Source organism: Mesorhizobium sp. (assembly GCF_004963255.1).
Taxonomy (GTDB): domain Bacteria; phylum Pseudomonadota; class Alphaproteobacteria; order Rhizobiales; family Rhizobiaceae; genus Mesorhizobium.
Map to the genome: position 1 here is coordinate 21,728 of NZ_SUGA01000046.1, position 21,545 is coordinate 43,272.

Annotated in this window: 25 protein-coding genes and 1 pseudogene (1 of these 26 cut by a window edge); 12 read left to right on the top strand and 14 right to left on the bottom strand. The window is 63.9% G+C overall.

The annotated features are described in order from the left end of the window. Positions 1-315, bottom strand: partial view of a GNAT family N-acetyltransferase gene (locus E5X34_RS29405; RefSeq protein WP_292572248.1) — the 5' end (the start) only. 891 nt of this gene lie to the left of the window's left edge; only the first 315 of its 1,206 coding nucleotides appear in the window; its start codon is at positions 313-315; the stop codon falls past the left edge of the window. 91 nt (positions 316-406) lie between these two features. Here E5X34_RS29405 and E5X34_RS29410 point away from each other — a divergent pair, with 91 nt between their 5' ends. After that, positions 407-1,465, top strand: a complete 1,059-nt coding sequence (locus tag E5X34_RS29410) for a polysaccharide deacetylase family protein (protein WP_292572251.1) — start codon at positions 407-409, stop codon at positions 1,463-1,465. Between the two features lie 30 nt (positions 1,466-1,495). On the opposite strand, the gene E5X34_RS29415 is transcribed toward E5X34_RS29410, so the two are convergent. Continuing rightward, on the bottom strand, positions 1,496-1,711 hold the full coding sequence (locus E5X34_RS29415) for a DUF2842 domain-containing protein (RefSeq protein ID WP_042643947.1): 216 nt from the start codon (positions 1,709-1,711) through the stop codon (positions 1,496-1,498). 152 nt (positions 1,712-1,863) lie between these two features. On the opposite strand from E5X34_RS29415, the gene E5X34_RS29420 reads away from it, so the two are divergent. Next, the gene (locus E5X34_RS29420) at positions 1,864-2,955 is read left to right on the top strand and encodes a COX15/CtaA family protein (RefSeq protein WP_292572254.1); all 1,092 of its coding nucleotides are present in this window, start codon (positions 1,864-1,866) and stop codon (positions 2,953-2,955) included. Between the two features lie 10 nt (positions 2,956-2,965). Here E5X34_RS29420 and E5X34_RS29425 read toward each other — a convergent pair. The 3 genes and pseudogenes from E5X34_RS29425 to speB all read right to left on the bottom strand — a co-directional run bounded on the left by E5X34_RS29425 (position 2,966) and on the right by speB (position 5,770). Next, positions 2,966-3,800 (bottom strand): annotated as a pseudogene (locus E5X34_RS29425) (aminoglycoside phosphotransferase family protein). A 6-nt stretch (positions 3,801-3,806) separates the two neighbouring features. Continuing rightward, a complete protein-coding gene (gene argC, locus E5X34_RS29430) occupies positions 3,807-4,739 on the bottom strand; it encodes an N-acetyl-gamma-glutamyl-phosphate reductase (protein WP_292572257.1) in 933 nt (310 codons plus the stop codon). Between the two features lie 29 nt (positions 4,740-4,768). Next, entirely contained in the window at positions 4,769-5,770 is a 1,002-nt protein-coding gene (gene speB / locus E5X34_RS29435; protein ID WP_292572259.1) for an agmatinase, read from the bottom strand. A 125-nt stretch (positions 5,771-5,895) separates the two neighbouring features. On the opposite strand from speB, the gene E5X34_RS29440 reads away from it, so the two are divergent. Together E5X34_RS29440 and E5X34_RS29445 are read left to right on the top strand one after the other, a co-directional pair. Then, entirely contained in the window at positions 5,896-7,110 is a 1,215-nt protein-coding gene (locus E5X34_RS29440; protein WP_292572261.1) for an acyltransferase, read from the top strand. A gap of 95 nt (positions 7,111-7,205) precedes the next feature. Continuing rightward, complete coding sequence (locus tag E5X34_RS29445) at positions 7,206-8,264, top strand: glycerophosphodiester phosphodiesterase family protein (protein ID WP_292572263.1); 1,059 nt, start codon at positions 7,206-7,208, stop codon at positions 8,262-8,264. 314 nt (positions 8,265-8,578) lie between these two features. On the opposite strand, the gene E5X34_RS29450 is transcribed toward E5X34_RS29445, so the two are convergent. Continuing rightward, positions 8,579-9,451, bottom strand: a complete 873-nt coding sequence (locus E5X34_RS29450; RefSeq protein ID WP_292572265.1) for an aldo/keto reductase family oxidoreductase — start codon at positions 9,449-9,451, stop codon at positions 8,579-8,581. 95 nt (positions 9,452-9,546) lie between these two features. Here E5X34_RS29450 and E5X34_RS29455 point away from each other — a divergent pair, with 95 nt between their 5' ends. Then, positions 9,547-10,452 carry a LysR family transcriptional regulator gene (locus E5X34_RS29455; protein WP_292572268.1) on the top strand — a complete coding sequence of 302 codons (906 nt, stop codon included), beginning with the start codon at positions 9,547-9,549 and terminating at the stop codon, positions 10,450-10,452. A gap of 57 nt (positions 10,453-10,509) precedes the next feature. Here the strand turns inward: E5X34_RS29455 and rpsI are convergent, their stop codons facing one another. The 4 genes from rpsI to E5X34_RS29475 form a co-directional block, all read right to left on the bottom strand. Next, positions 10,510-10,980: a 30S ribosomal protein S9 gene (rpsI, locus tag E5X34_RS29460; RefSeq protein WP_292572270.1), complete on the bottom strand. Its 471-nt coding sequence runs from the start codon at positions 10,978-10,980 to the stop codon at positions 10,510-10,512. Then, positions 10,980-11,444, bottom strand: a complete 465-nt coding sequence (gene rplM, locus E5X34_RS29465) for a 50S ribosomal protein L13 (RefSeq protein WP_040983169.1) — start codon at positions 11,442-11,444, stop codon at positions 10,980-10,982. Before rplM ends, rpsI begins: the two co-directional genes overlap by 1 nt. 265 nt (positions 11,445-11,709) lie before the next feature. Then, positions 11,710-12,285, bottom strand: a complete 576-nt coding sequence (locus E5X34_RS29470; protein ID WP_292572272.1) for a LysE family translocator — start codon at positions 12,283-12,285, stop codon at positions 11,710-11,712. 116 nt (positions 12,286-12,401) lie between these two features. Then, positions 12,402-12,866: a PaaI family thioesterase gene (locus E5X34_RS29475; protein WP_292572274.1), complete on the bottom strand. Its 465-nt coding sequence runs from the start codon at positions 12,864-12,866 to the stop codon at positions 12,402-12,404. A gap of 150 nt (positions 12,867-13,016) precedes the next feature. On the opposite strand from E5X34_RS29475, the gene E5X34_RS29480 reads away from it, so the two are divergent. The 5 genes from E5X34_RS29480 (at position 13,017) to E5X34_RS29500 (ending at position 16,963) form a co-directional block, all read left to right on the top strand. Continuing rightward, the gene (locus tag E5X34_RS29480; protein ID WP_292572276.1) at positions 13,017-13,838 is read left to right on the top strand and encodes an enoyl-CoA hydratase; all 822 of its coding nucleotides are present in this window, start codon (positions 13,017-13,019) and stop codon (positions 13,836-13,838) included. A 43-nt stretch (positions 13,839-13,881) separates the two neighbouring features. Next, the gene (locus tag E5X34_RS29485; RefSeq protein ID WP_292572278.1) at positions 13,882-14,658 is read left to right on the top strand and encodes an AAA family ATPase; all 777 of its coding nucleotides are present in this window, start codon (positions 13,882-13,884) and stop codon (positions 14,656-14,658) included. Then, positions 14,655-15,176 carry a CoA-binding protein gene (locus E5X34_RS29490; protein WP_127867886.1) on the top strand — a complete coding sequence of 174 codons (522 nt, stop codon included), beginning with the start codon at positions 14,655-14,657 and terminating at the stop codon, positions 15,174-15,176. The genes E5X34_RS29485 and E5X34_RS29490 overlap by 4 nt, the downstream gene beginning before the upstream one ends. A gap of 160 nt (positions 15,177-15,336) precedes the next feature. Beyond that, positions 15,337-16,617, top strand: a complete 1,281-nt coding sequence (locus E5X34_RS29495) for an O-acetylhomoserine aminocarboxypropyltransferase (RefSeq protein ID WP_292572281.1) — start codon at positions 15,337-15,339, stop codon at positions 16,615-16,617. Position 16,618: 1 nt separating this feature from the next. Beyond that, on the top strand, positions 16,619-16,963 hold the full coding sequence (locus E5X34_RS29500) for a cupin domain-containing protein (RefSeq protein ID WP_292572283.1): 345 nt from the start codon (positions 16,619-16,621) through the stop codon (positions 16,961-16,963). Positions 16,964-16,977: 14 nt separating this feature from the next. Here the strand turns inward: E5X34_RS29500 and E5X34_RS29505 are convergent, their stop codons facing one another. From E5X34_RS29505 to E5X34_RS29515, 3 genes are all read right to left on the bottom strand, one after another. Next, positions 16,978-17,685 (bottom strand): transporter substrate-binding domain-containing protein, encoded by a 708-nt coding sequence (locus tag E5X34_RS29505; protein WP_292572285.1) that lies wholly within the window; start codon positions 17,683-17,685, stop codon positions 16,978-16,980. Positions 17,686-17,739: 54 nt separating this feature from the next. Beyond that, positions 17,740-18,978: a cytochrome P450 gene (locus E5X34_RS29510; RefSeq protein WP_292572288.1), complete on the bottom strand. Its 1,239-nt coding sequence runs from the start codon at positions 18,976-18,978 to the stop codon at positions 17,740-17,742. A gap of 80 nt (positions 18,979-19,058) precedes the next feature. Next, positions 19,059-19,787: a hypothetical protein gene (locus tag E5X34_RS29515; protein WP_292572290.1), complete on the bottom strand. Its 729-nt coding sequence runs from the start codon at positions 19,785-19,787 to the stop codon at positions 19,059-19,061. A gap of 109 nt (positions 19,788-19,896) precedes the next feature. Between E5X34_RS29515 and E5X34_RS29520 the strand changes: the two genes are divergently transcribed. Next, positions 19,897-20,241, top strand: a complete 345-nt coding sequence (locus tag E5X34_RS29520; protein WP_292572302.1) for a hypothetical protein — start codon at positions 19,897-19,899, stop codon at positions 20,239-20,241. Positions 20,242-20,260: 19 nt separating this feature from the next. Then, on the top strand, positions 20,261-20,788 hold the full coding sequence (locus E5X34_RS29525; RefSeq protein WP_292572293.1) for a gamma carbonic anhydrase family protein: 528 nt from the start codon (positions 20,261-20,263) through the stop codon (positions 20,786-20,788). A 20-nt stretch (positions 20,789-20,808) separates the two neighbouring features. Here E5X34_RS29525 and E5X34_RS29530 read toward each other — a convergent pair whose 3' ends face one another. Beyond that, complete coding sequence (locus E5X34_RS29530; protein WP_292572295.1) at positions 20,809-21,369, bottom strand: ankyrin repeat domain-containing protein; 561 nt, start codon at positions 21,367-21,369, stop codon at positions 20,809-20,811. Positions 21,370-21,545: the final 176 nt, after the last annotated feature.

A 21,545-nucleotide genomic window follows, 5' to 3' on the forward strand; every position in this document is an offset into this window, starting at 1 on the left:
GCCGCCGGCGAAACGGGCAATTTTGAACGGGCCGCGTCGCACGACTTCCAGCGCCAGCGATAGCGCCGGGCGGGCATCACAAGTCAGCGTCGCGACAACCATGTCGGCGCCTGTCGCGGCTGCCCAGTTGTTCACCCAGGATGCGCTTTGCGCCGGCGCGAACAGAGCCGAGGCGCAGAATTGAGCGTAATCGGCAAGGCCGGCGCCGTCGCTTGCGGCAGTGGTCCACCGGCGCTGATCGGCTTTCATCGGTCGCCTGGAGACCTCATTGGCAGCGACCCGGTTGCCGTCAAATGACGCGGCGGCGTCAACCATCCCTCAATCCTTAAGACGTATTGGTTCCGACTTGGGGGTTCGCATAGGCGAATGTCGTGCTTGGTTGAGCCTAGGCGCAAAAGGTGAAGGAATGATCGACGGGGGCGAGGCAATCCGGAAACTGGCGTTGAACCTTGCCCGCTACTCCGGTCTGGCGCCCCTGGCGCGGCCGTTTGTCGGCGGCATCGGCGCCATCCTGATGCTGCACCGCGTCACCGCGATGCCGGAGAAGCCGAACAGCGTCAACCGGCATCTGAACATCGCTCCCGCCTTCCTTGACAGGCTGATCGTCGACATGAAGGGGCGAGGCTATGCCTTTGTTTCCCTTGATGAAGCGATCGAGCGTATCAAGATGGGTGGGAAAGGCGGCCAGTTCGCCACCATCACCGCCGACGACGCCTATCGCGACAACATGACCGAGGCGCTTCCAGTGCTGGAAAAGCACGGCGCGCCAATCACAATCTACGTCGCCCCCGGCCTGATCGACGGCGCCGTCGATCTCTGGTGGGACGTGATCGAGGATATCGTCGACACCAGCCCGCGCTTGACGCTGACGATGGCGAGCAAGCAGAGGGTGATCGATTGCTCGACACGGGGCAGGAAGATCCAGGCCGTCGCGCGGCTGAACGCCTGGCTAACCGTGGAAGTGCCCGAGGAGGAGCAGGGTGCGGCATTGCGCGAGCTTGCCCGATCGAACGGCTATGAATTCGGCACAGGCCGCCCATGCACCTTGATGAATTGGGATGAGCTCCGCGCCATGGCCGCCCACCCGCTGGTGACCATCGGTGCGCACACGGTCAATCATCGAAACTTGAAGCGCCTGTCCGAAGCCGATGCGCGCCATGAGATCGGCGACGTGCGCCGCATCCTTGCGGAAAGGCTCGGCGAGGAGCCGCGCCATTTCGCTTACCCTTACGGCTATGCCAGCGCTGTCGGCTGCCGCGAAGTGGGTTTTGCCCGCGACGCGGGCTACGTTTCGGCGGTGACCACGCGGCACGGCGTGCTAAGGGCCGAGCATGCCGGCTTCCTGCACGCGCTGCCGCGCATCTCCGTCAACGGCCGCTACCAGAGCGTTGCGCATATCCAAACGATGCTGTCCGGCATCACGACGCCGCTCGCTAATGCCGGCAAGATGGTGGTGACCATCTAGACCAGCCGGCGCCGCTGGCGTCAGCGAGGATCAGCCCTTGGGCCGCGGCTCGATGATCAGCCATTTGATGATGGCCATGGCCGGCAGAACCCAGAGAAACCCGCTGAGCAGGAAGAACAGGAGATGCGCCGTAGGCCCGTATTCGGCGAGCCTGGTGACCGCGACCGCGGAGGCGATCAGCGCATAGATGATGACCAGCGCCACTAGCAGGATGGTTCCGATCAGCTTTTTCAGGCGAATGGGCATGTCGCGGTCTCGTTGGCCCGTCTCGCTTAGGCTGAATGGCGTGCGCGCGCAACCACCGCGGCCCGGCGCGACGGCGTGCCGCGCTGTCCAGTCTTGTCAGCCGGGCGGTCATGGTCCACCAATCCGCCGTTTTCAATGGTTGGAATACGCCCATGGCTGCCATCACCGCCACGGCCCCCTATGCAGCACGCGACCGCGACCTCCGTAACCGCGCTTTGGTGCGCGGTTGGCTCTACGTCGTGGTGCTCGTTCTGTTTGCGCTGGTGCTGGTCGGAGGTTCCACGCGTCTCACCGGCTCGGGACTGTCGATTACCGAGTGGCAGCCGATCCATGGCGCCATCCCGCCGCTCAACGACGCCGAATGGCAGGAAGAGTTCCAGCGCTACCAGCAGATCCCGCAATATACCGAGATCAACAAGGGCATGAGCCTTGAGGACTTCAAGTCGATCTTCTGGTGGGAGTGGGCGCACCGCATCCTGGCGCGCAGCGTCGGCGTGGTCTTCGCCCTGCCGCTGCTGTTCTTCTGGGCAACGCGCCGCATCGAACGCGGGCTCGGGCTGAAGCTCGTCGGCATCCTGGCGCTCGGCGGCGTACAAGGCGCCATCGGCTGGTGGATGGTAGCTTCGGGCCTTGTCGACCGCGTCTCGGTCAGCCAGTACCGGCTGGCGACGCACCTGACGCTTGCCGCGCTGATCTTCACCGCCACCATGGCAGTTGCGCGAGGTCTCGCGCCGCATTCCGAGCCCGCCGCCGACCGCGCGACGCAGCGGCTCGCCGGCTTCATCGTGTTCCTGACGCTGATCCAGATCTATCTCGGCGGGCTGGTCGCCGGCCTTCACGCCGGTCTTTCCTACAACACATGGCCGCTGATGGACGGAAACGCGATCCCATCCGATCTGCTTCTCCTGAAGCCCGTCTGGGTGAACTTCTTCGAGAATCCGAAGACGGTGCAGTTCGTCCATCGGCTGGGCGCCTATACGGTCTTTGTCGTGGCGCTCTGGCATATGATCGCCACGTGGCGGCGCCAGCCCGGTACCACCCATGCCCGCCGGGCCACGCTTCTGTTCGCGCTGGTGGTCGTCCAGGCCTCGATCGGCATCGGCACGCTGCTGATGCAGGTGCCGCTGCATATGGCGCTGACGCATCAGGCGATCGCGCTGGTCCTGCTCGGCTTCGCCACCGCGCATTGGCGCGGCACCAAGGGCGCCTATCCGCTGCCGACCGAGATAAGCGTCAGAAGCTGACGGCCGGCGATCAGTATCGCGCCCGAACCTGTCGAACGGCTTCGGCAACGGCCAGCTCGCGGTTCTCGTCGACCGCGTTCTTGTCCTCGCGATGCCACGCGGCCGACAGGCAGCCATAGGCGATCGCATGGTCGAGGATGGCGCGCGGCGACTGCCCGAGCGTCTTTCCGAATATGTCGGCCATATGCGCGATCCGGCGCGGATCGAGGCAGAGATCGTCGCGGTCGAGTGGATTGTAGAACATGTTGGCAGCATCGAAGCCGGGGTCGCCGATGACCCCCTTGGGGTCGATCGCAAGCCAGCCGCGCGGGCCGAAAAGGATGTTGTCGTGATGCAGGTCGCCATGCAGCGGCTTGATCTCATGCGGATCGGCAAGCAACCGCTCGGCGAGGTCTGCGGCGTGGACATAGAGGCTTGCTCGTCCGACGGCCCGGTCGGCCTTGGCCACCCGGAACAAGCTGACATACCGCTCCCGCAACGGCTAGCAGGTCGGGCGGAGGCGTGTGCTTGGACGGCGACAGCAACCTTGCCATCACATCGGCCGCGATCGCGGTGGCCGCATCGTCGCCATGCTCGGCGAGATGCTGCGAGAGCAGCCTGTCGCCGGCATATTCGAGCAGCATGCGATGGCCGTCGCGGCCGAGCAGCCGCACCGCCCCTTCGCCGCGCCGCCAGGCGAGGTAATGCTCGCCGCGCAGCTCGTCCGCGACATCGTCGAAGGGTTTCAGATCCTTGACGATTGCCGCCGAGCCGTCGTCCCGCGCGACCTTCCAGATCCGGCTGGAAAACGTCTCGGCAATGAGCTCGGGAGCGCTGACCTTCCAGCGCTCGGGAAACGCCTGCATTGCCGCTCAGTGCTTGATGCCGAGCATCAGGTCGAGATTCTGCACCGCGGCGCCCGACGCGCCCTTGCCGAGATTGTCGTAGACGGCCATCAGCAGCGCCTGCGCCCGCTCGTCATTGGCGAACACATAGACCTTCATCCGGTTGGTCCCGTTATAGATCTCGGGATCGATCTCCGGGATCCGCTCCATATGAGTGTAGGGCGCGACCTCGACCACGCCGCCGTCGATCGACGCATAATGGTCGGCGATCGCCGCGTGGAGTTCGGCGCCGGTCGGCACGCGGTCCAGACCGCCGAGTTGCAGCGGCACCACGGTGATCATGCCCTGCGCGAAATTGCCCACCGCCGGCTGCATGATCGGGTCGTGCGACAGCTTCGCATAGGTGCGCAGCTCCGGCACATGCTTGTGCTGCAGCGTCAGCCCGTAGGGCAGGAACTCGGGCGCGTCCTCGCCTTTGCCGACATAGTCTTCGATCATCGGCCGGCCGCCGCCGGAATAGCCGGAGATGCCGTTGACGGTGACCGGAAAGTCGGCCGGCAACAGCCCCGCCGAGACCAGTGGCCGCAGCGTCGCGATCGGCCCCTGCGGCCAGCAGCCCGGATTGGCGATGCGCTTCGCGCTGGCGATCTTCTTCGCCTGGTCCTTGTCCATTTCGGCAAAGCCATATTCCCAGCCCTCGGCGACGCGATGCGCCGTCGAGGCGTCGATCACCTTGGTCGTGTCGTTCGTGATCAGCGACACGCTCTCCTTCGCCGCCGCATCCGGCAGACAAAGGATCGCGACATCGGCCGTGTTGAGGAATTCGGCGCGGGCAGCGGTCTCCTTGCGGCGCTCGGTCGGGATGGAGATGATCTCCAGGTCGCCGCGATCTGCAAGCAGCGCCCTGATCTGCAGACCGGTCGTGCCGTGTTCGCCGTCAATGAAGATTTTCGGTTTCATCGCTTGCAAAATTCCCTGCGATTCCAATATCATATGCCGTGAGCATGATTTAGCGCGGCATGATTGCCGTTGTTCAACTCTTCCGCCCGTGCCTTTCGTTCCGCCAACAGGCCGAGATAGTGCATGGCGATGATCGATCCGGCGATCGCCGTTATATCGGCATGATCATAGGCCGGCGCAACCTCGACGATGTCGGCGCCGACGACATCGACCTGGCCGAGCTGACGCAGCGTCGACAGCATCTTGGCCGATGACGGGCCACCTGCCACCGGCGTGCCGGTGCCTGGCGCGAAGGCCGGATCGAGGCAGTCGATGTCGAAGGTGAGATAGGTCTTCTTGCCGCCGGTGCGCTCGACGATCGCATAGGCGATGTCGGAGGCGCGCATCTCCTCGACCTCATGGCCGTAGAGGATCTTGATGCCGAACGTATCGGGCGCATGGGTGCGGATGCCGATCTGGATCGAGCGGTCGGGGTCGATGATGCCTTCATTCACCGCGCGGGCGACGAAGGAGCCGTGGTCGATGCGCTTGCCGTCATCCGGCCAGGTGTCCTGATGCGCGTCGAACTGCACCATCGCCAGCGGCCCGTGGATCGCGGCATGCGCCTTGAGCAGCGGCCAGGTGACGAAATGGTCGCCGCCGAGCGTCAAAAGGAACGCGCCTGATTTCAGGATCTTGGCCGCCTCGCGCTCGATCGTGCCGGGCGTCTTCTGGTGATTGCCGCTGTCCAGTAGGCAATCGCCATAGTCGACCACCGAAAGTTGCTCGAACAGATCGCGCGAGAACGGATATTGCGGGTCGTTGTCGAGGATCGCCGAGGCGCGACGGATCGCCTGCGGCCCGAAGCGGGCGCCCGGCCGGTTGGTGACGGCGGCGTCGAAGGGAATGCCCCATACCACGGCGTCCGCGCCCTTAACGTCCTTCGTGTATTTGCGCCGCATGAACGACAGCGCGCCGGCATAGGTCGGCTCGAACGACGCACCCGTCTTGGAGCGGGCGGTGAAGGCGTGGTCGATCTCTTTGTTCGCCATTACGGGTCCTCGGTTTGCATCGGGGCAGCCACCACTACAGAACCGGCACGCAACATGCCAGTCACAGCTTGGCGAAACGGCGCTGCGCTCGGCGAGTGCCACGGCAACACAGGATCTGTATCATTATGGCTGAGACGGCTCTGCTCAACCTTGTGCCCGCACCCGCGGCGACCCGTGTCGGCACGGCGGCCGGCGAGCGCTTTCTGGTGCTGGATTCCTGGCGCGGCATCTGCGCGCTGCTGGTGGCGCTGTTCCATTTCCCGACCACCTCGATGATTTCGCAAAGCGCCTTTGTCGGTGGCTCCTATCTGTTCGTCGATTTCTTCTTCGTGCTCTCCGGCTTCGTCATCGCCAGCGCCTATGGCAGCCGGCTGAACGAGCAGGACGACCTCGCCCGCTTCGCGCTGGTGCGCTTCGGCCGCATCTATCCGCTGCATCTCCTGACGCTTGCCGCTTTCGCCGGCTTCGAGGCGCTGCGGCTCGTCCTGCCGGCGCTGCGCGGAACGGGTCCCGCGCCCTTCACCGCCGGTTTCGACCTGAAAAGCCTCCGCGCCAACCTCTTCCTCCTGCAGGGCATGGGCGTCGAGGATCATCTGAGCTGGAACGCGCCGAGCTGGAGCATTTCGGCCGAGTTCTTCACCTATCTGCTCTTTGCCGCCGTCGTCTTCACTGCTGGACAGCGCGCCTGGATATGGTTGGTCGCCGCCGCGGTGACGGCGCCGCTTTTCCTGGTGGCGGTCTCGACGCGTCATATGGACGTGTCCTTCGATTTCGGCTTCATCCGTTGCCTTTCCGGCTTCTCGCTCGGCGCGTTACTCGCCTGGTTTCAGCACGATTCCATTGCAGAGGCGCGACAGGGGCTCAGCGGCGGGGCAGGGCGCCTCGCCTGGAGCTTGGCCGAGCTTGCGATGATCGCGGGGATCGCGCTGTTCGTCTCCATTGCCGGCACCAACGACATTGGTATTGCCGCACCGGTCGTCTTCGCGCTGGCGCTTTATCTCTTTGCGCATGAGGGCGGGTGGGTCAGCGTGGCTTTGCGCAGCCGGCCGATGCTGCTGCTCGGCTCGCTCTCCTATTCGATCTACATGGTCCACATCTTCGTCCAGGCCCGCATGATCAATGCCGGCGGCCTGATCGAACGCAAGCTCGGGCTCGGCATCGTCGGCGATCTGATGCTGCGCGGCGACCATGCCACCGGCTTCGGCACCGGCTCGCCCTGGATCGGTTTCGCGGCTTTGATCGCAATGTTGATCACCGTCATCGTCGCATCCTGGTTCACCTGGCGCTTCGTCGAAATGCCGGCGCTCGCCTGGTTCCGACGCCTTTCCAAGCGGATTTGACGGACTGCGATACGAAACAGCTAGCCGGCTTCGTTCACCACCGTGTCATGGGCATCGCCTAACCGGGTCCCGACCCGGAACGGAGCGATTCCCCGATGCGAACACTCTGGCTGAGCCTTTTTCTCTCCGCCGCGTTTGGCGTGATCCCTAACCAAAGTTTGGCCGGCGAGACGCGCGCCGGCCAAATCCTCGACCGTTTCGAACACGCCAATCAGTGGCGCAATCATGTGATGATCGCCGCGCACCGCGCCGGCAGCATGCAGGCTGGCAAGACGCTTTACGCCGAGAATTCGCTGGCCGCCGTCGAAGGCTCGATCGCGATCGGCGCCGAGATCGTCGAGGTGGACGTCCGGCGCGCGAAGGATGGCGAGTTCGTCATCATGCATGACAGCTGGCTCGACCGCACGACCACCTGCAAGGGCGAGGTCGTAACGTACACGCTGGCCGAACTGAAGAAATGCCGGCTGGTCATCGAGGGCACCGGCACCGTCACCGACGAGACGGTGTCGACGCTGCGCGAGATGCTGCTGACGACCAGGGACAGGATCCTGATCAACCTCGACAACAAGCTGGAGGTGACCGACCTGCCGGGCATGGTCGCGGAGGCGCGCGACCTCGGCATGGCCGATCAGGTGATCGTCAAGGAGAACCTCTGGAACCGGCAGCGCATCGATGCCGCCAGTGCCGCGCTCGCCAGGGCAGGCGGCGGCTTCCAGTTCATGCCGATCCTCGCCGACGACGCCGTGCATGGCGCCGCCTTCGCCGATGAGGTCGACAAGGTGTTCGCGCCGCGCGCCATCGAATTGATCAACTGGCGCAACGGCGCCGAGACGCTGACCGCCTCTGGCGGGCCGCTGTTCAGCAACCATATGCGCGCGGAAGCCGCCCGCGGTGATTGGCACCTTTGGGCCGACACCTACGCCATCGTGCACAAGCCGGGCGGTTTCCTGGCCGGCGGCCGTGGCGACGAACTCGCCGTCGCCGCCGGCCTGCCGCGCGAAGCCTGGGGTTTCTGGGTCGACCGCGGCGCGACGATCATCCAGACCGACGAGCCGAAGGCGGCCATCGAGTGGCTGGCGGCGAACGGGTATCGGGTGCCTTATACGACGGACATCAGGCAGGCCGAGCCGGCGCATACGGCGAGCATCAACTAAAGCGCGGCGCGGAAGCTGCCAATCTCCCCCCTCGTGGGGGAGATGCCCGGCAGGGCAGAGGGGGGCGCTGTCCCGCCGACCTGGTGAAGCTTTGGGTTCCTCGCCCCGCCAGAGGCGGGGAGAGGTGTCCGCGAAGCGGACGGAGAGGGGCCTTCGAAGGGCGCTCCCCCTCTCCGTCTCGGCTTCGCCGAGCCACCTCTCCCCCATCTCATGGGGGCGAGGAACCTTGTCCTGGTGGCGCCGGCGTTCCTTCGCGTCCCCCTCTGGCCTGCCGGCCATCTCCCCCACGAGGGGGGAGATTAGCTAATCGCGACCTACGCCGCCTTCGCCACCCCGTCCAACTCGGCTAGCACACCAGCCGACAGCTCCAACTCCGCGGCTGCCAGGTTCTCCCGCAGATGCGCGACCGAGGAGGTGCCCGGTATCAAAAGGATATTCGGCGAACGCTGCAGCAGCCACGCCAGCGCCACCTGCATCGGCGTCGCGCCGAGCCGGTCGGCCACGTCGGACAGCGTCGACGATTGCAACGGGCTGAACCCACCGAGCGGGAAGAACGGCACATAGGCGATGCCGTCGCGCGCCAGCTCATCGATCAGCGCGTCATCGTCGCGGTGCGCCAGATTGTACTGGTTCTGCACGCAGACGATGTCGCAGATCTTGCGGCCTTCCGCGATCTGCGCGCGGGTGACGTTGCTCAAGCCGATATGGCGCACCAGGCCTTTGCGCTGCAACTCGGCCAGCTTGGTGACCTGCGCCTCGATGGAACCCTCGGCCGGACCATGCACCCCGAACATGATGCGCAGATTGACGACGTCCATCACCTCAAGACCGAGATTGCGGAGATTGTCGTGCACGGCCTGTTCGAGCTCGTCGGCTGTAAAGGCCGGCAGCCAAGAGGCGTCTTCGCCACGGCGGGCGCCGATCTTGGTGACGATGGTGAGGTCGTCGGGGTAGGGCGACAGCGCCTCGCGGATCAGCCTGTTGGTGACGTAGGGACCGTAGTAATCGCTGGTGTCGATATGGTTCACGCCTTGCGCCACCGCTTCGCGCAGCACGGCAATGGCCGCCTCATGATCTTTCGGCGGACCGAACACGCCCTTGCCTGCGAGCTGCATGGCGCCGTAGCCGAGGCGGCGGACCGAACGGTCGCCGAGTTTATAGGTGCCGGATTTGTTTACGCTGGACATCGTGGTTCTCCTTCGCTGTCGACGAGGGAGATAGGGCATGGCCGTTGTCCCGATAACCGGGTATAATCGAAACAACTTGTACGGACTGCAGAACAATGGCTGATCTCAACGATCTCCAGGCATTCATGGCTGTGGCGCGCGCCGGCGGCTTCCGCGAAGGCGCCCGCGCCACGGCGGGCAGCGCCTCCGCGCTCAGTGAAGCCATCCGCCGTCTGGAAACACAGCTTGGCGTGCGGCTCTTCAATCGCACCACACGCAGCGTCGCTTTGACCGAGGCCGGCGCCGGCCTGCTGGCGCGGCTCGGCCCCGCATTGGGCGAGGTGGAAGCTGCGCTCGATGTGGTGAACGGCTTTCGCGACCGGCCTGCCGGAACCTTGCGGCTCAACGTGCCGATAAGCGCCTCGCGGCTGGTGTTGCCAAGGATCGTTCCGGGATTTCTGGCGGCCTATCCTGCCATTCGCCTGGAGGTGATCGCCGAGGAGAACTTCATCGATCTGCTGGTGGCTGGCTGCGATGCCGGCATCCGCTATGATGAGCGGCTGGAGCAGGACATGATCGCCGTGCCGATCGGACCGCGCACGCAGCGCTTCACCACCTCCGCCGCGCCGGCCTATCTTGACCGGTACGGCCGACCGCAGCACCCGCGCGACCTGCTTGGCCATGCCTGCATACGCGGCCGCTTCCCGAGCGGGGTCATGACGCCCTGGGAGTTCGAGCGGGACGGTGAGGTGGTGCGGGTCGATACCACGGGACCATTGCTCGTCAGCATCGGCGGAGGCGTCGATCTCGCCATTGACGCGGCGATCGCCGGCGTCGGCATTCTCTGGCTCTTCGAGGACTGGGTGCGCCCGCATTTCGAGAGTGGCGTGCTGGAGCCCGTGCTGGAGCCGTGGTGGCAAAACTTTTCGGGACCGTTTCTCTACTATCCCGGGCGCCGCTTGGTGCCGGCGCCGCTGCGTGCCTTCATCGACTACATCAAGACGCCGGCCGGGCGCTGGTGACGGAAACAAAAAGGCCGCCCGGAGGCGGCCTTTTCGAAAGCTTGGATCTCCCAGCGCTTAGCGCTTCGAGAACTGGAAGCTGCGACGGGCCTTGGCCTTGCCGTACTTCTTGCGCTCGACCACGCGGCTGTCGCGGGTCAGGAAGCCGCCCTTCTTGAGCACCGAGCGCAGGCCCGGCTCATAGTAGGTCAGCGCCTTGGAGATGCCGTGACGGACCGCACCGGCCTGACCGGAGAGGCCGCCGCCGATGACGGTGGCGACGATGTCGTACTGGCCGGCGCGGTTGGCCGCTACGATCGGCTGGTTGAGGATCATCTGCAGCACCGGACGCGCGAAATAGGTCGCGAATTCCTTGTCGTTGACGGTGATCTTGCCGGAGCCCGGCCTCACCCAGACGCGCGCGATGGCGTTCTTGCGCTTGCCGGTGGCATAGGCGCGGCCCGACTTGTCGAGCTTCTGGACATGCACGGGCGCGGCCGGCTGCGCGGCGACGGTGCCGAGTTCTGCGAGCGAGGAAAGCTCAGCCATTACGAAGCCCTCTTGTTCTTGGAGTTCAGCTTGGCCACATCGAGCGTGACGGGCTGCTGGGCGGTGTGCGGATGCTCGGCGCCGGCATAGACGCGGAGATTCTTCATCTGGCGGCGGCCAAGCGGGCCGCGCGGGATCATGCGCTCGACGGCCTTCTCGACGACGCGCTCGGGGAAACGGCCCTCGAGCAGCTGGCGCGCGGTGCGCTCCTTGATGCCGCCAGGATGGCCGGTGTGCCAGTAATAGACCTTGTCGGTGTACTTCTTGCCGGTGAACACCACCTTGTCGGCATTGATGACGATGACGTTGTCGCCATCATCGACATGCGGAGTGAAGGTGGGCTTGTGCTTGCCGCGCAGATGGTTGGCGATGACGGTGGCCAGACGACCGACGACGAGACCTTCGGCGTCGATCAGCACCCACTTCTTCACCACATCCGCAGGCTTCTGCGAAAAGGTAGCCATGGTTTTGCTCTCAGTTTGACCCTTCCTGCCTGGGACAGGAGAAGGCGTTTCTTGTTGCTTGGATTGACGGAAAGCCGAGCCAGCCGCCAATAACAAAACGGCGGCCGTTGCGGGCCGCTGCTTCGCGAGGGCTTATAGGCGAGGGGGGCATATACGTCAAGTGTCAGTTGCGGCCGATCGTTATGAAAAACCGTTTGATTTCAACGACTAAAGGCAGAGGTATTATTTTACCACACAACGGGTCGCTAATCGACAATCATCTGGCTCAGCGCCGACCGCCCACAGCTGTAAGAAGAAGTCGGACGCCGATGGCGATCATTAAAGCTCCTGCCAGCCTTTCTTGCCAGACAAGAAAGAAGCTTCGGCGCGCCAGCCAGCCGCCTACCGCGCCGGAGGTCAACGCGACAGCGCCAAGAATGACCAGTCCGGTCATTTTCATGGTCGCGCCGAGAATGATGAACTGCAGCGCCGGCGAACCGCTCCAGGGGTGAACAAATTGCGGCAGCACCGCCAGCATGAAAGCGAGCGTGGTCGGATTGGTGAGATTGCAGATCATGCCTTGCCGGAAAGCAGCCGGGATGCTGCTGGTGTTGGCAAAGGTAGACGCGCCGCCACCCTCGCCCAGTCGGCGCGCCAAGAGGAATTTGATCCCGATGGCGATCAGATAGGTGGCGCCGATGATCTGAAGGAAGCTGTAAAGAGTTGGGGAGGATGTGACCAGCGAGGCAAGCCCCATTGCCAGCAATGGAATTTGGACGACGCCGGCCGATACGCAGCCCGCTGCGGTGGCCAAGGCATGGCGCGAGCCTTGCCCGACGCCGCGGCTGATCACCAGCATCATGTCGGGACCGACACCGGAAAGCTGATAGGCGAGCACGGCGCCGACAAAGGCAAGGTAGGTTGTAACATCGGGCATGCCGCAGAACGAACGTATCGACTGGGAGTTCCGGCAACACGTCAGGTGGACTTGTCGCTTATTCGCTTCCTCGGGATCGAGTAGGTCCCCGTGGCGTGCGCCACAGTGTGCCCATCCGGGCCCGCCACGATGTCGATGTCGAACACCATCAGGCTTTTGCCGAGCTTCAGGATCCGGCAATGGCCGTCGATCGGGCCGGCCTCGGCCTTGCGCATGAAGTTGATGTCGAGGTTGACCGTCACTGAAAGCGCATCCGGTCCGGCGTGGCTGAGCACGCAGACATAGCCGCCGATGTCGGCAAGCGTGAACAGCGATGGACCGGATACCGTTCCGCCGGGACGCAGATGCCGCTCGTCGGCATTGAGCCGAACCGTGCAGCCGCCGGGAAACACGTCGATCGCCTCGTAGGAGATGAAGTTGTCGTTGAGTTGCGGATAGACGCTTGCCATCAGCGCGTTGACTTCCGCCGCATTGAGCACTGGCTTCAGATCGCTTTGGGCAGGCATGGCGGCGTCCTATATGAATGGTGGGCTCCGGGCGATGTGCCTGGACCAAACGATGCGACGGAGAAAACACGTCTCGCGGCTGTTCTTCAACCGGCAGCGTGCTAGTTCTGTTGCTCCATGCGCCGCAAGCGCTGACCCGAGAGATTGGACATGGCTGAAGTTGTTGCCATCAAGCCCGCCGTCGCCGACGGCCCCGTTCTTGTCAGCCAGGACAAGGGCATCGTGCGTCTCACGCTGGCCAGCCCGCCGGCCAATGCGCTGTCGCTGGCGACGATGGCGGCGCTGCAAGCCGAGTTCGATCGGGTGAGAGAAGACAAATCCGTGCGCGTGATCATCCTGGCGGCGTCGGGCAAAGTGTTCTGCGCCGGTCACGACCTCAAGGAGATGACGGCGCACCGCGCCGAAGCGGATCGCGGCAAGGCTTTCTTCGAAAAGACCTTCGCCGCCTGCGCGACGTTGATGCAGACCATCGTGCGCCACCCGAAGCCGGTCATCGCCGAGGTCGACGGTCTCGCCACCGCCGCCGGTCTGCAACTGGTCGCGAGCTGCGACCTTGCCATCGCCTCGCACGAAGCGAGCTTCTGCACGCCGGGCGTCAACATCGGCCTGTTCTGCTCGACGCCCATGGTGGCACTGTCGCGCAATGTCTCGCGCAAGCAGGCGATGGAAATGCTGCTCACCGGCGAGACGATTGACGCCGCGACCGCCAAGGAGTTCGGTCTGATCAACCGCATCGTGCCGCGCGAATATCTGAATCAGGTTGTCAACAAATACGCGCAAACCATTGCGTCAAAATCATCTTTGGTGGTCAAGACCGGCAAGGAAGCGTTCTACGCCCAGGCCGAGATGGGGCTGGGCGACGCCTATGCCTATACCGGCCGCGTGATGGTGGAAAACATGCTGGCGCGCGACGCGGAGGAAGGCATCGGCGCCTTCATCGGCAAGCGCAAGCCGCAATGGTCCGACGAGTAGCGGCTTGAATGGATCCGCGCCATTCCATCGCTAAGGGTTCGACGTGGCTGCCCGCAAGCAACTGACGCGGCTGAAAGCGCCCTACCTCAAGCGCATCCTCCTTGAGCCGTCGCGTGTTGCCGACTGGGAGCAATATCCCTGGAACCTGCCGATTTTCCGCGACCGCGAATTCGAGTTCGAATTCGCCTCGGCCATCACCATCATCGTCGGCGAGAACGGCACCGGCAAATCGACGCTGCTGGAAGCGATCGGAGCATTGGCCGGTTATGACGAAGCTGGCGGCGGCAAGGGTTACAGGCCTGTCGATCATTCCATCGCCATCGACAAAAGCGGCGCGGCGCTTGCAGACACACTGCGCGGCCATTGGCTGCCGAAGGTCACAGCCGGCTGGTTCTTTCGAGCTGAATCCTTCTACTCGGTTGCACGTTACCTTGACCGGGCGGCTCTGGAATCCGGCGGAGCGCCACCCGACTTCCTGTCCTGGTCGCATGGCGAAGGCTTCATCCGCTTCTTCGAGGAGCGCTGCCGCCGGCAAGGCATCTACATCCTCGACGAGCCCGAAAGCGCGCTGTCGCCGACGCGCCAGATCGAGCTGCTCAAATTGCTTCAACGCATGGAGCAATCCGGCACGGCGCAGGTGATCATGGCGACGCACTCGCCGCTGCTGATGGCCTGTCCGAACGCGCGGCTCTTCCGCATCAGCCGCTTCGGTCTCGACCAGATCGATTTTCAGGACACCGACCATTTTCGCATGATGCGCGACTTCTGCAGCGACCCGGCTGCCTTTCTCGCCGAAGCGCTGTATGAGGACGAACCATGAACCACGACACTTACGACAACGCCTACATCGCCGGCATCCTGAATTCGGTAAAGACGATCGCCATGGTCGGCGCCTCGCCCAACGACGTGCGGCCAAGCTACTTCGTGCTGAAATATCTTTTGGCCAAGGGTTTTTCGGTGATCCCGATCAACCCTGGCCAAGCCGGCAAGCAGATCCTCGGGCAGACCGTCTATGCCAGCCTGGCCGACCTGCCGCATCCGGTCGACATGGTCGACATCTTTCGCGGCTCCGCGGCGGTGCCCGGCATCATCGACCAGGTGCTGAAGCTCGACCCGCTGCCCAAAGTCGTCTGGATGCAGCTTGGCGTGCACCATGACGAGGCCGCTGCCCGCGCCGAGGCAGCCGGCATCAAGGTGGTGATGAATCGCTGCCCGAAGATCGAATATGGCAAGCTGTCGGGTGAGATCGGCTGGACTGGTGTCAACTCCGGCGTTCTGTCGTCGAAGAAGCCGTTGATGCGTCAGGGGTTCCAGAGCTTCGGCGTGCGGCAGAAGTAGGCGCCTAGCGGTTCGCGCAAAATTATTCCGGGAAGAAACGGATTTTCTCGGGCGTTGGTCGCAGATCGCGCCCTGAAAGGTATTTTCTTCTTTGCATTCCAACCCGGGCTTCGCCAAGAATGCCCGGCGTTTTTTCGCAGATCAGGAGAGGAAGATTTAGATGACCCGTACGCCCGGTTTCAACACCTTGGCCGTTCATGCCGGCGCCAAGCCCGATCCGGCGACCGGCGCCAGGGCCACGCCGATCTATCAGACCACCTCCTTTGTCTTCGACGATGCCGACCACGCCGCTTCGCTGTTCGGGTTGAAGGCCTTCGGCAACATCTACACCCGCATCATGAACCCGACGCAGGCGGTGCTCGAGGAGCGCGTCGCCGCGCTGGAAGGCGGCACCGCCGCGCTTGCCGTCGCCTCCGGCCATGCCGCGCAGGTCATCGTCTTCCACAATCTGATGCAGCCGGGCGACAATTTCATCGCCGCCAACAAGCTCTATGGCGGTTCGATCAACCAGTTCGGCCACGCCTTCAAGAATTATGGCTGGGAGGTGCGTTGGGCCGATGTCAACGACCTCTCGACCTTCGAGAACCAGATCGACGACAGAACCAAGGCGATCTTCATCGAAAGCCTCGCCAATCCTGGCGGCGCTTTCGTCGACATCGAGAAGATCGGCGACATTGCCCGCAAGAATGGCCTGCCGTTGATCGTCGACAACACGCTGGCTTCGCCCTATCTGGTGCGGCCGATCGAACATGGCGCCGACATCGTCGTCCACTCGCTGACAAAATTCATCGGCGGACACGGCAATTCGATCGGCGGCGTCATCGTCGACGGCGGCACGTTCGACTGGTCGAAATCCGGCAAATACCCGATGCTGTCGGAGCCGCGGCCCGAATATGGCGGGCTCGTCCTGCATGAGACCTTCGGCAACTTCGCCTTCGCCATCGCCGCGCGCGTTCTCGGCCTGCGCGACCTTGGCCCGGCGATCTCGCCCTTCAACGCCTTCCTGATCCTGACCGGCCTGGAGACGCTGCCGCTCAGGATGCAGCGCCACTGCGACAACGCCGCGAGCGTCGCCGGGTGGCTCTCCAACCATCCCAAGGTCGCCTGGGTGAATTATCCCGGACTGCCCAGCGACAAGAACAACGCGCTGCAGAAGAAATATTCGCCGCAGGGCGCGGGCGCCGTCTTCACCTTCGGCCTCAAGGGCGGCTACGAGGCCGGCGTGAAATTCGTCGAGTCGTTGGAGCTCTTCTCGCATCTCGCCAATGTCGGCGACACCAAGTCGCTGGTCATCCATCCGGCCTCGACCACGCACCGCCAGCTCTCCGACGAGCAGAAGGTCAAGGCCGGCGCCGGGCCGGATACGGTGCGGCTGTCGATCGGCATCGAGGACGTCAACGACATCGTCGCCGATCTTGAGCAGGCGTTGAGCAAGGTCTGATATGTCTGCCTTTCTTGCGGTCAGTGTCGACAGCGTCGAGCCGGAGGCCGGTGCGCCGGCCCCGGACCGGGTGATCTCGGGCGATCCGAAATTCCGCACCTGGAATGTCGAGGAGCGTGACGGCGGTCTCTATGCCGGGATCTGGGAAGCGACGCCGGGGAAATGGCGCATCTCCTACGACGAATGGGAATTCTGTCACATCCTGTTCGGCGTCTCGGTGATCGCCGAAGACGGCGGCGAGGCGCGCACCGTGCGGGCCGGCGACAGCTTCGTGCTGAGGCCGGGCTTCAAGGGCAGCTGGGAAGTGCTCGAGACGACGCGCAAGGAATATGTGATCAAGCTTTGACGGTTTCGGCCGGCTCACAACAGTCGGTCGACATCCTCGTCGGAAAAACCACATTCGATCATCATCTTCCGGTGCCACGGACTTCCAAGAAGATCGCTCAGACACCGATCGATCCGCTCGCGCAGCGCGGCATTGCCCTTGGCCAATGCGAACGCACCGGCGGCAGGCTGCTTCTCCGATGCGGGAACCTCGACGACATCGAGCCGCTCGTCGGCGCGCTGGGCAATGTAGCCGCGATGCGCCATGGCGACGCTGGCATAGGCCTGAGCCATACCCTTCGCCACGGCTTCCGCCGCCTGAGCCTGCGTCGCAAATATCCTGACCCGATTGGGCGGAACGCCGTTCTGCAACGCGGTTTGATGCTGAACCTGGTCCGATATCACGGCAAGTACCGCTGAAGGGTGCAGGGCAAGCGAGCGGTAGCCCTCCAGCCTCAACGGATTGTTCTTTGCCACCATCAATCCGTCAGGCAGCGACCAGATCGGGCGCGTAAAGTCAACGAGCCTTGTGCGCTCGTCCGAGATGAACAGGCCCGTCGTCATGTCCCATCGGTTGTCCACCAGGCCGGGAAGCAGTTCAGCGAACTCGGCTTCGACGGGAGAAAACGCGCCCAGCCCGAGCATCTGGCATATCCGCTTGGCGAGCGCCACGTCGCAGCCGACGACCAAGCCCGATGCGTCGGTGAAGCAGAAGGGTGGTTCCTGCAGGTAGGCGAATTTCATGTCTAGGTTCCCGAACGACAATTTGAGCTGCTCGAAGCAGGATCGGTTCGCCTATCAAAAAGTCACGGGAACCCGTTCCAGCCCGTGGAAATGATAAGTGTCGCGGAAGCGCGGCGTCTCCGCCAGGCGTAGTTCCGGCAGCCGGTCGAACAGCGTCTTCAGCGACACCTGCAGCTCAAGCCTGGCGAGCGGCGCGCCGATGCAGAAATGGATGCCGGCGCCGAAGGAGACATTCTTCTGGTCCGCGCGGGCCGGATTGAAAGTGTCGGGCTCGGCAAAAGCCAGCGGATCGTGATTGGCCATGCCGAGCAGAAGCGCGACCATCTCGCCGGGCTTGACCGCGATTCCTGGTGACACTTCGATCTCCTCATAGGCATAGCGCAGGAACATGTGCAGCGGCGCGTCGAAGCGCAGGCACTCCTCGACTGCCGCGACGTTTTTCTCCGGCGTTTCAAAGAACCGGCGTGGATCGCCGCCCTGGGCCAGGATCGAGCGCACCGCATTGCCAGTCTGGTGCACGGTCGCCTCATGGCCGGCATTGAGAAGCAGGATCGCCGAGGAAACCAACTCGTCCTCCGACAGCCTCTGGCCGTTGTCCCGGGCCTCGATCAGCAGCGACAGCAGATCGTCGCCCGGCTTCTTGCGGCGCTCGGCGATATAGCCCCGCAGGAACGCGGCAAAATCGCGTGCGGCGCGGTTGGCTGTGTCCTCGACCTCGCGTGTGCGGCCATGCATGTACATGGCCACCATCTGATGCGACCAGTCGAGCAGTTGCGGCCCCATCTCGACTGGAACGCCGAGCATCTCGGCGATGATGGTGATCGGCAGGGGCGAGGCGTAGGCCGGCAAAAGGTCGACGCCGTTTGGCTGGAAGCGGTCGACGAACTCGTTGGCCAAGGCCTCGATCCGTGGCCTGAGCCGCTCGACCTGGCGTGAGACGAAGGCGCGGTTGACCAGCGTCCGCAGCCTAGTGTGCACCGGCGGCTCGAGTTCCAGCATGGAGTTGGCCTCGATCGCATCAAAGGCCACGAGGTGCGAGCGGTCTTCGCCAACGCCGCGGCTGTCGGGAATCCCCGCCGGGTTCTGGCGGCCGAAACGGCGGTCGCGCAGCAAGCGGTTGACGTCGTCGAAGCCGCCGAAGCACCAGAAACCGTAGTCTTCCCAGAAGAAAGCGTTGGCAGTGCCATGAAGGAAGGCATAGGCCTCGTAAGGGCTCTGCACGAAGGCCGGTTCGTGCGGGTCGAGACGCAGGCGGCGATTCGATGAGTCGAAGTCGAGATAGGCTGGCATCATGGTTGACCATTAGCGCGCCTTGTCAGCGCGATGCCAGACAGTGTGTTGGCGCCCGAGGCGGAGAAGCGTTGAGCCAGCCCTCAGTGTCCCGTTTTCAGGATGCTCGCCACCTTGGCGGCGATCGCCGCGTCCGCCGCCGGCCAGTTCGCCAGCAACTCGCGCGGAAAGCGGTAGGTGAGGCTGAGATCGTCGCCGACCTGGATGTCGCGCTCGCAAGGCGCCAGCGATTCCTCCGCGCTCGGCCCGCTGAGACAGCGGGCGACGAACGGATCCTTGCCGGGGCGCTCGGCGACGACCAGCACCTCGTTGAGATAGCCTGATTTTTCGCTGAAAGCGTAAACCGTCGTGCCGCCCGGGCCGGGGGTGCCGGGCTTTTCGATCAGGGCGCTGTAGATCGGCGCGAAACGGCCGCTCATGTCGCGCGACATCATACGCGGCTCGAACGACAGGAAGATGATCTTCTTGGTCGTCGTGTGGTTGAAGTCGTCACGCGCGGCCGCGCTGTAGCCGTCCATCTCGGGATAGCGCAGATAGAGATCGAGCCGCGAGGCGATGCCGTCGCGCCTGGCCTGGTCGAAGCGGATGAAGTTTGCCGGCACGCTGATCAGATTGTTGCCCATGACGATCTGGCGCACCGTGGTGTCATCCGAATAGCCCGCCATGGCGATCGACCGTCCGAGCCATTTGCCGCCGACGCTGATCGCCACCGAAAGCAGCGCCAGAGCCGCGAAAATATAGAAGACCCGCTTCATCAGGGTCGAATCGACGACCTCGAAGTCGGGGCTTTCGGCAGCCGTTGCGTCTCTCATCGCTCTTTCCCGATCCGCCCACCTGTCCTTCGGCGGCACAGCCTGCGCGGCATGGCTCTTGCAGCGCGTTGGCACGACTGTGCGTTTTCATGGTAAACGGTTGGTAAATATGGGTGCCGTTGTGCTTGTTCTTTACGCTTTTGCGGTTGGCCTCACGGCCTGCGGGCTGTCCGGATCGGCCATGGAGCTTTTCTCCGGACGACGCCTGGCCTTTGCCGAACCCTATGTTTCGCCCGTCCATATCCTGCGCTCGCTCGCGGCAACGGCCTGCGCCGGACCGTTCATGCTTACCAACGAAGCTTTGGCCGCCCGGCGCGAGGGCCGCATCGGCACGATGGCGCTGTTGTCCTGCGGCTGCACGGCCATCGTCTGGGCTCTGGCGCTCGGCGTCGTGCTCATCGCCATTGCATCCTGGGCGACCGAGAACTTAGGGTCTTTCGAATTCGCTGGTTGAGACGATTCGGAGACGCACAATGCCGGTCTATGGAATCGATGGGAAAGCGCCTGAGTTCGAGGACGCCGACACGAACTGGATTGCGCCCGACGCCACGCTGATCGGCAATATCCGGATCGGCCGCAACGTCGGCTTCTGGTTCGGCGTCGCCATCCGCGGCGATGGCGAGCCAATTACGATCGGCGCCGACACCAATGTGCAGGAACATACGATCATGCACACCGATCCGGGCTTTCCGCTGACCATCGGCCAAGGCTGCACGATCGGCCATCGCGCGCTGCTGCACGGCTGCACGATCGGCGACAACAGCCTGATCGGCATGGGCGCCATCATTCTGAACGGCGCCAGGATCGGCAACAACTCGCTGGTGGGCGCCGGAGCGCTGGTGACGGAAAACAAGGTTTTTCCCGACAATTCGCTGATCGTCGGCTCGCCGGCCAAGATGATCAGGACGCTGGATGAAGCGGCGGTCGAGCGCCTGCGCGTCTCGGCCGCTCACTATGTGGTCAATGCCAAACGCTTCAAGGCCAGGCTGACGGTGGTATAACGACGGCCGCGCTCCGCGCGTCATCCGCCGCGGCTGCGCATCGCTTCACGCAGCAGCAAGGCGCCGGCCTCGAAGCCAGCCTCTTCCGCGCCTTCCAATGGTGTCTCATAGTCGTCGATGCGGGTTCTTAGCGATGGGTCCGCGCCGGAGAGCAGCAGCAGGTGGATCGCGTCGGCGTCACGCCGCGACACCGCGTAGTGCAGGGGCGTCCAGTCGTTGACGCCGCGCATGTTCGGATCGGCGCCATGGTTTAGCAGGATGCGGACGACGTCCAGCCGGTCCGGCCGTTCCGTCGACAACGCCGCGATGATTGACGGAAAGCCGGCGGGATCCTCGTAATTCGGGTTCGACCCCGCATCGAGAAGCGCAGTAATGAACGCGGCCGGGCTCCAGTAGATGGCATATTCCAGCGGATGACCGAGACCGAGCTCGAACGGCATCCCCTCGTCGAACCAGCGCGCGGAGCCACCGAGGGCGATACCGAGCGCAGCGAAATCGCCCGCCTTGAACGCTTCGTCTATAGCCTTGAAAAGCCGGTGTCGGGCGCCGCGATCCTCAGGGACTTCCAGCATCGCCTTCATCCGCAATGAACGAGCTATATTGCTCCCTTCCGCCTCGCTGGGAAAGGCCAGTCCGGCCTGCGGCCCTCGGCTGAACCCCGATCGTTTGCCCTCGACAGGCACGGCCTGAAACAGCGGAGCCGGCCCCGGGGACAGGGGCCGGCTCCTAAAACCCGGTCGTTGGGGACGGGGAGGGT

What these genes read in the sequence shown, in the direction of transcription:
- E5X34_RS29410 (WP_292572251.1), top strand. Translation starts at nt 407, where the DNA reads ATGATCGACGGGGGCGAGGCAATCCGGAAACTGGCGTTGAACCTTGCC.
- E5X34_RS29415 (WP_042643947.1), bottom strand. Translation starts at nt 1,711, where the DNA reads ATGCCCATTCGCCTGAAAAAGCTGATCGGAACCATCCTGCTAGTGGCG.
- E5X34_RS29420 (WP_292572254.1), top strand. Translation starts at nt 1,864, where the DNA reads ATGGCTGCCATCACCGCCACGGCCCCCTATGCAGCACGCGACCGCGAC.
- argC (WP_292572257.1), bottom strand. Translation starts at nt 4,739, where the DNA reads ATGAAACCGAAAATCTTCATTGACGGCGAACACGGCACGACCGGTCTG.
- speB (WP_292572259.1), bottom strand. Translation starts at nt 5,770, where the DNA reads ATGGCGAACAAAGAGATCGACCACGCCTTCACCGCCCGCTCCAAGACG.
- E5X34_RS29440 (WP_292572261.1), top strand. Translation starts at nt 5,896, where the DNA reads ATGGCTGAGACGGCTCTGCTCAACCTTGTGCCCGCACCCGCGGCGACC.
- E5X34_RS29445 (WP_292572263.1), top strand. Translation starts at nt 7,206, where the DNA reads ATGCGAACACTCTGGCTGAGCCTTTTTCTCTCCGCCGCGTTTGGCGTG.
- E5X34_RS29450 (WP_292572265.1), bottom strand. Translation starts at nt 9,451, where the DNA reads ATGTCCAGCGTAAACAAATCCGGCACCTATAAACTCGGCGACCGTTCG.
- E5X34_RS29455 (WP_292572268.1), top strand. Translation starts at nt 9,547, where the DNA reads ATGGCTGATCTCAACGATCTCCAGGCATTCATGGCTGTGGCGCGCGCC.
- rpsI (WP_292572270.1), bottom strand. Translation starts at nt 10,980, where the DNA reads ATGGCTGAGCTTTCCTCGCTCGCAGAACTCGGCACCGTCGCCGCGCAG.
- rplM (WP_040983169.1), bottom strand. Translation starts at nt 11,444, where the DNA reads ATGGCTACCTTTTCGCAGAAGCCTGCGGATGTGGTGAAGAAGTGGGTG.
- E5X34_RS29470 (WP_292572272.1), bottom strand. Translation starts at nt 12,285, where the DNA reads ATGATGCTGGTGATCAGCCGCGGCGTCGGGCAAGGCTCGCGCCATGCC.
- E5X34_RS29475 (WP_292572274.1), bottom strand. Translation starts at nt 12,866, where the DNA reads ATGCCTGCCCAAAGCGATCTGAAGCCAGTGCTCAATGCGGCGGAAGTC.
- E5X34_RS29480 (WP_292572276.1), top strand. Translation starts at nt 13,017, where the DNA reads ATGGCTGAAGTTGTTGCCATCAAGCCCGCCGTCGCCGACGGCCCCGTT.
- E5X34_RS29490 (WP_127867886.1), top strand. Translation starts at nt 14,655, where the DNA reads ATGAACCACGACACTTACGACAACGCCTACATCGCCGGCATCCTGAAT.
- E5X34_RS29495 (WP_292572281.1), top strand. Translation starts at nt 15,337, where the DNA reads ATGACCCGTACGCCCGGTTTCAACACCTTGGCCGTTCATGCCGGCGCC.
- E5X34_RS29500 (WP_292572283.1), top strand. Translation starts at nt 16,619, where the DNA reads ATGTCTGCCTTTCTTGCGGTCAGTGTCGACAGCGTCGAGCCGGAGGCC.
- E5X34_RS29505 (WP_292572285.1), bottom strand. Translation starts at nt 17,685, where the DNA reads ATGAAATTCGCCTACCTGCAGGAACCACCCTTCTGCTTCACCGACGCA.
- E5X34_RS29510 (WP_292572288.1), bottom strand. Translation starts at nt 18,978, where the DNA reads ATGATGCCAGCCTATCTCGACTTCGACTCATCGAATCGCCGCCTGCGT.
- E5X34_RS29515 (WP_292572290.1), bottom strand. Translation starts at nt 19,787, where the DNA reads ATGAGAGACGCAACGGCTGCCGAAAGCCCCGACTTCGAGGTCGTCGAT.
- E5X34_RS29520 (WP_292572302.1), top strand. Translation starts at nt 19,897, where the DNA reads ATGGGTGCCGTTGTGCTTGTTCTTTACGCTTTTGCGGTTGGCCTCACG.
- E5X34_RS29525 (WP_292572293.1), top strand. Translation starts at nt 20,261, where the DNA reads ATGCCGGTCTATGGAATCGATGGGAAAGCGCCTGAGTTCGAGGACGCC.
- E5X34_RS29530 (WP_292572295.1), bottom strand. Translation starts at nt 21,369, where the DNA reads ATGAAGGCGATGCTGGAAGTCCCTGAGGATCGCGGCGCCCGACACCGG.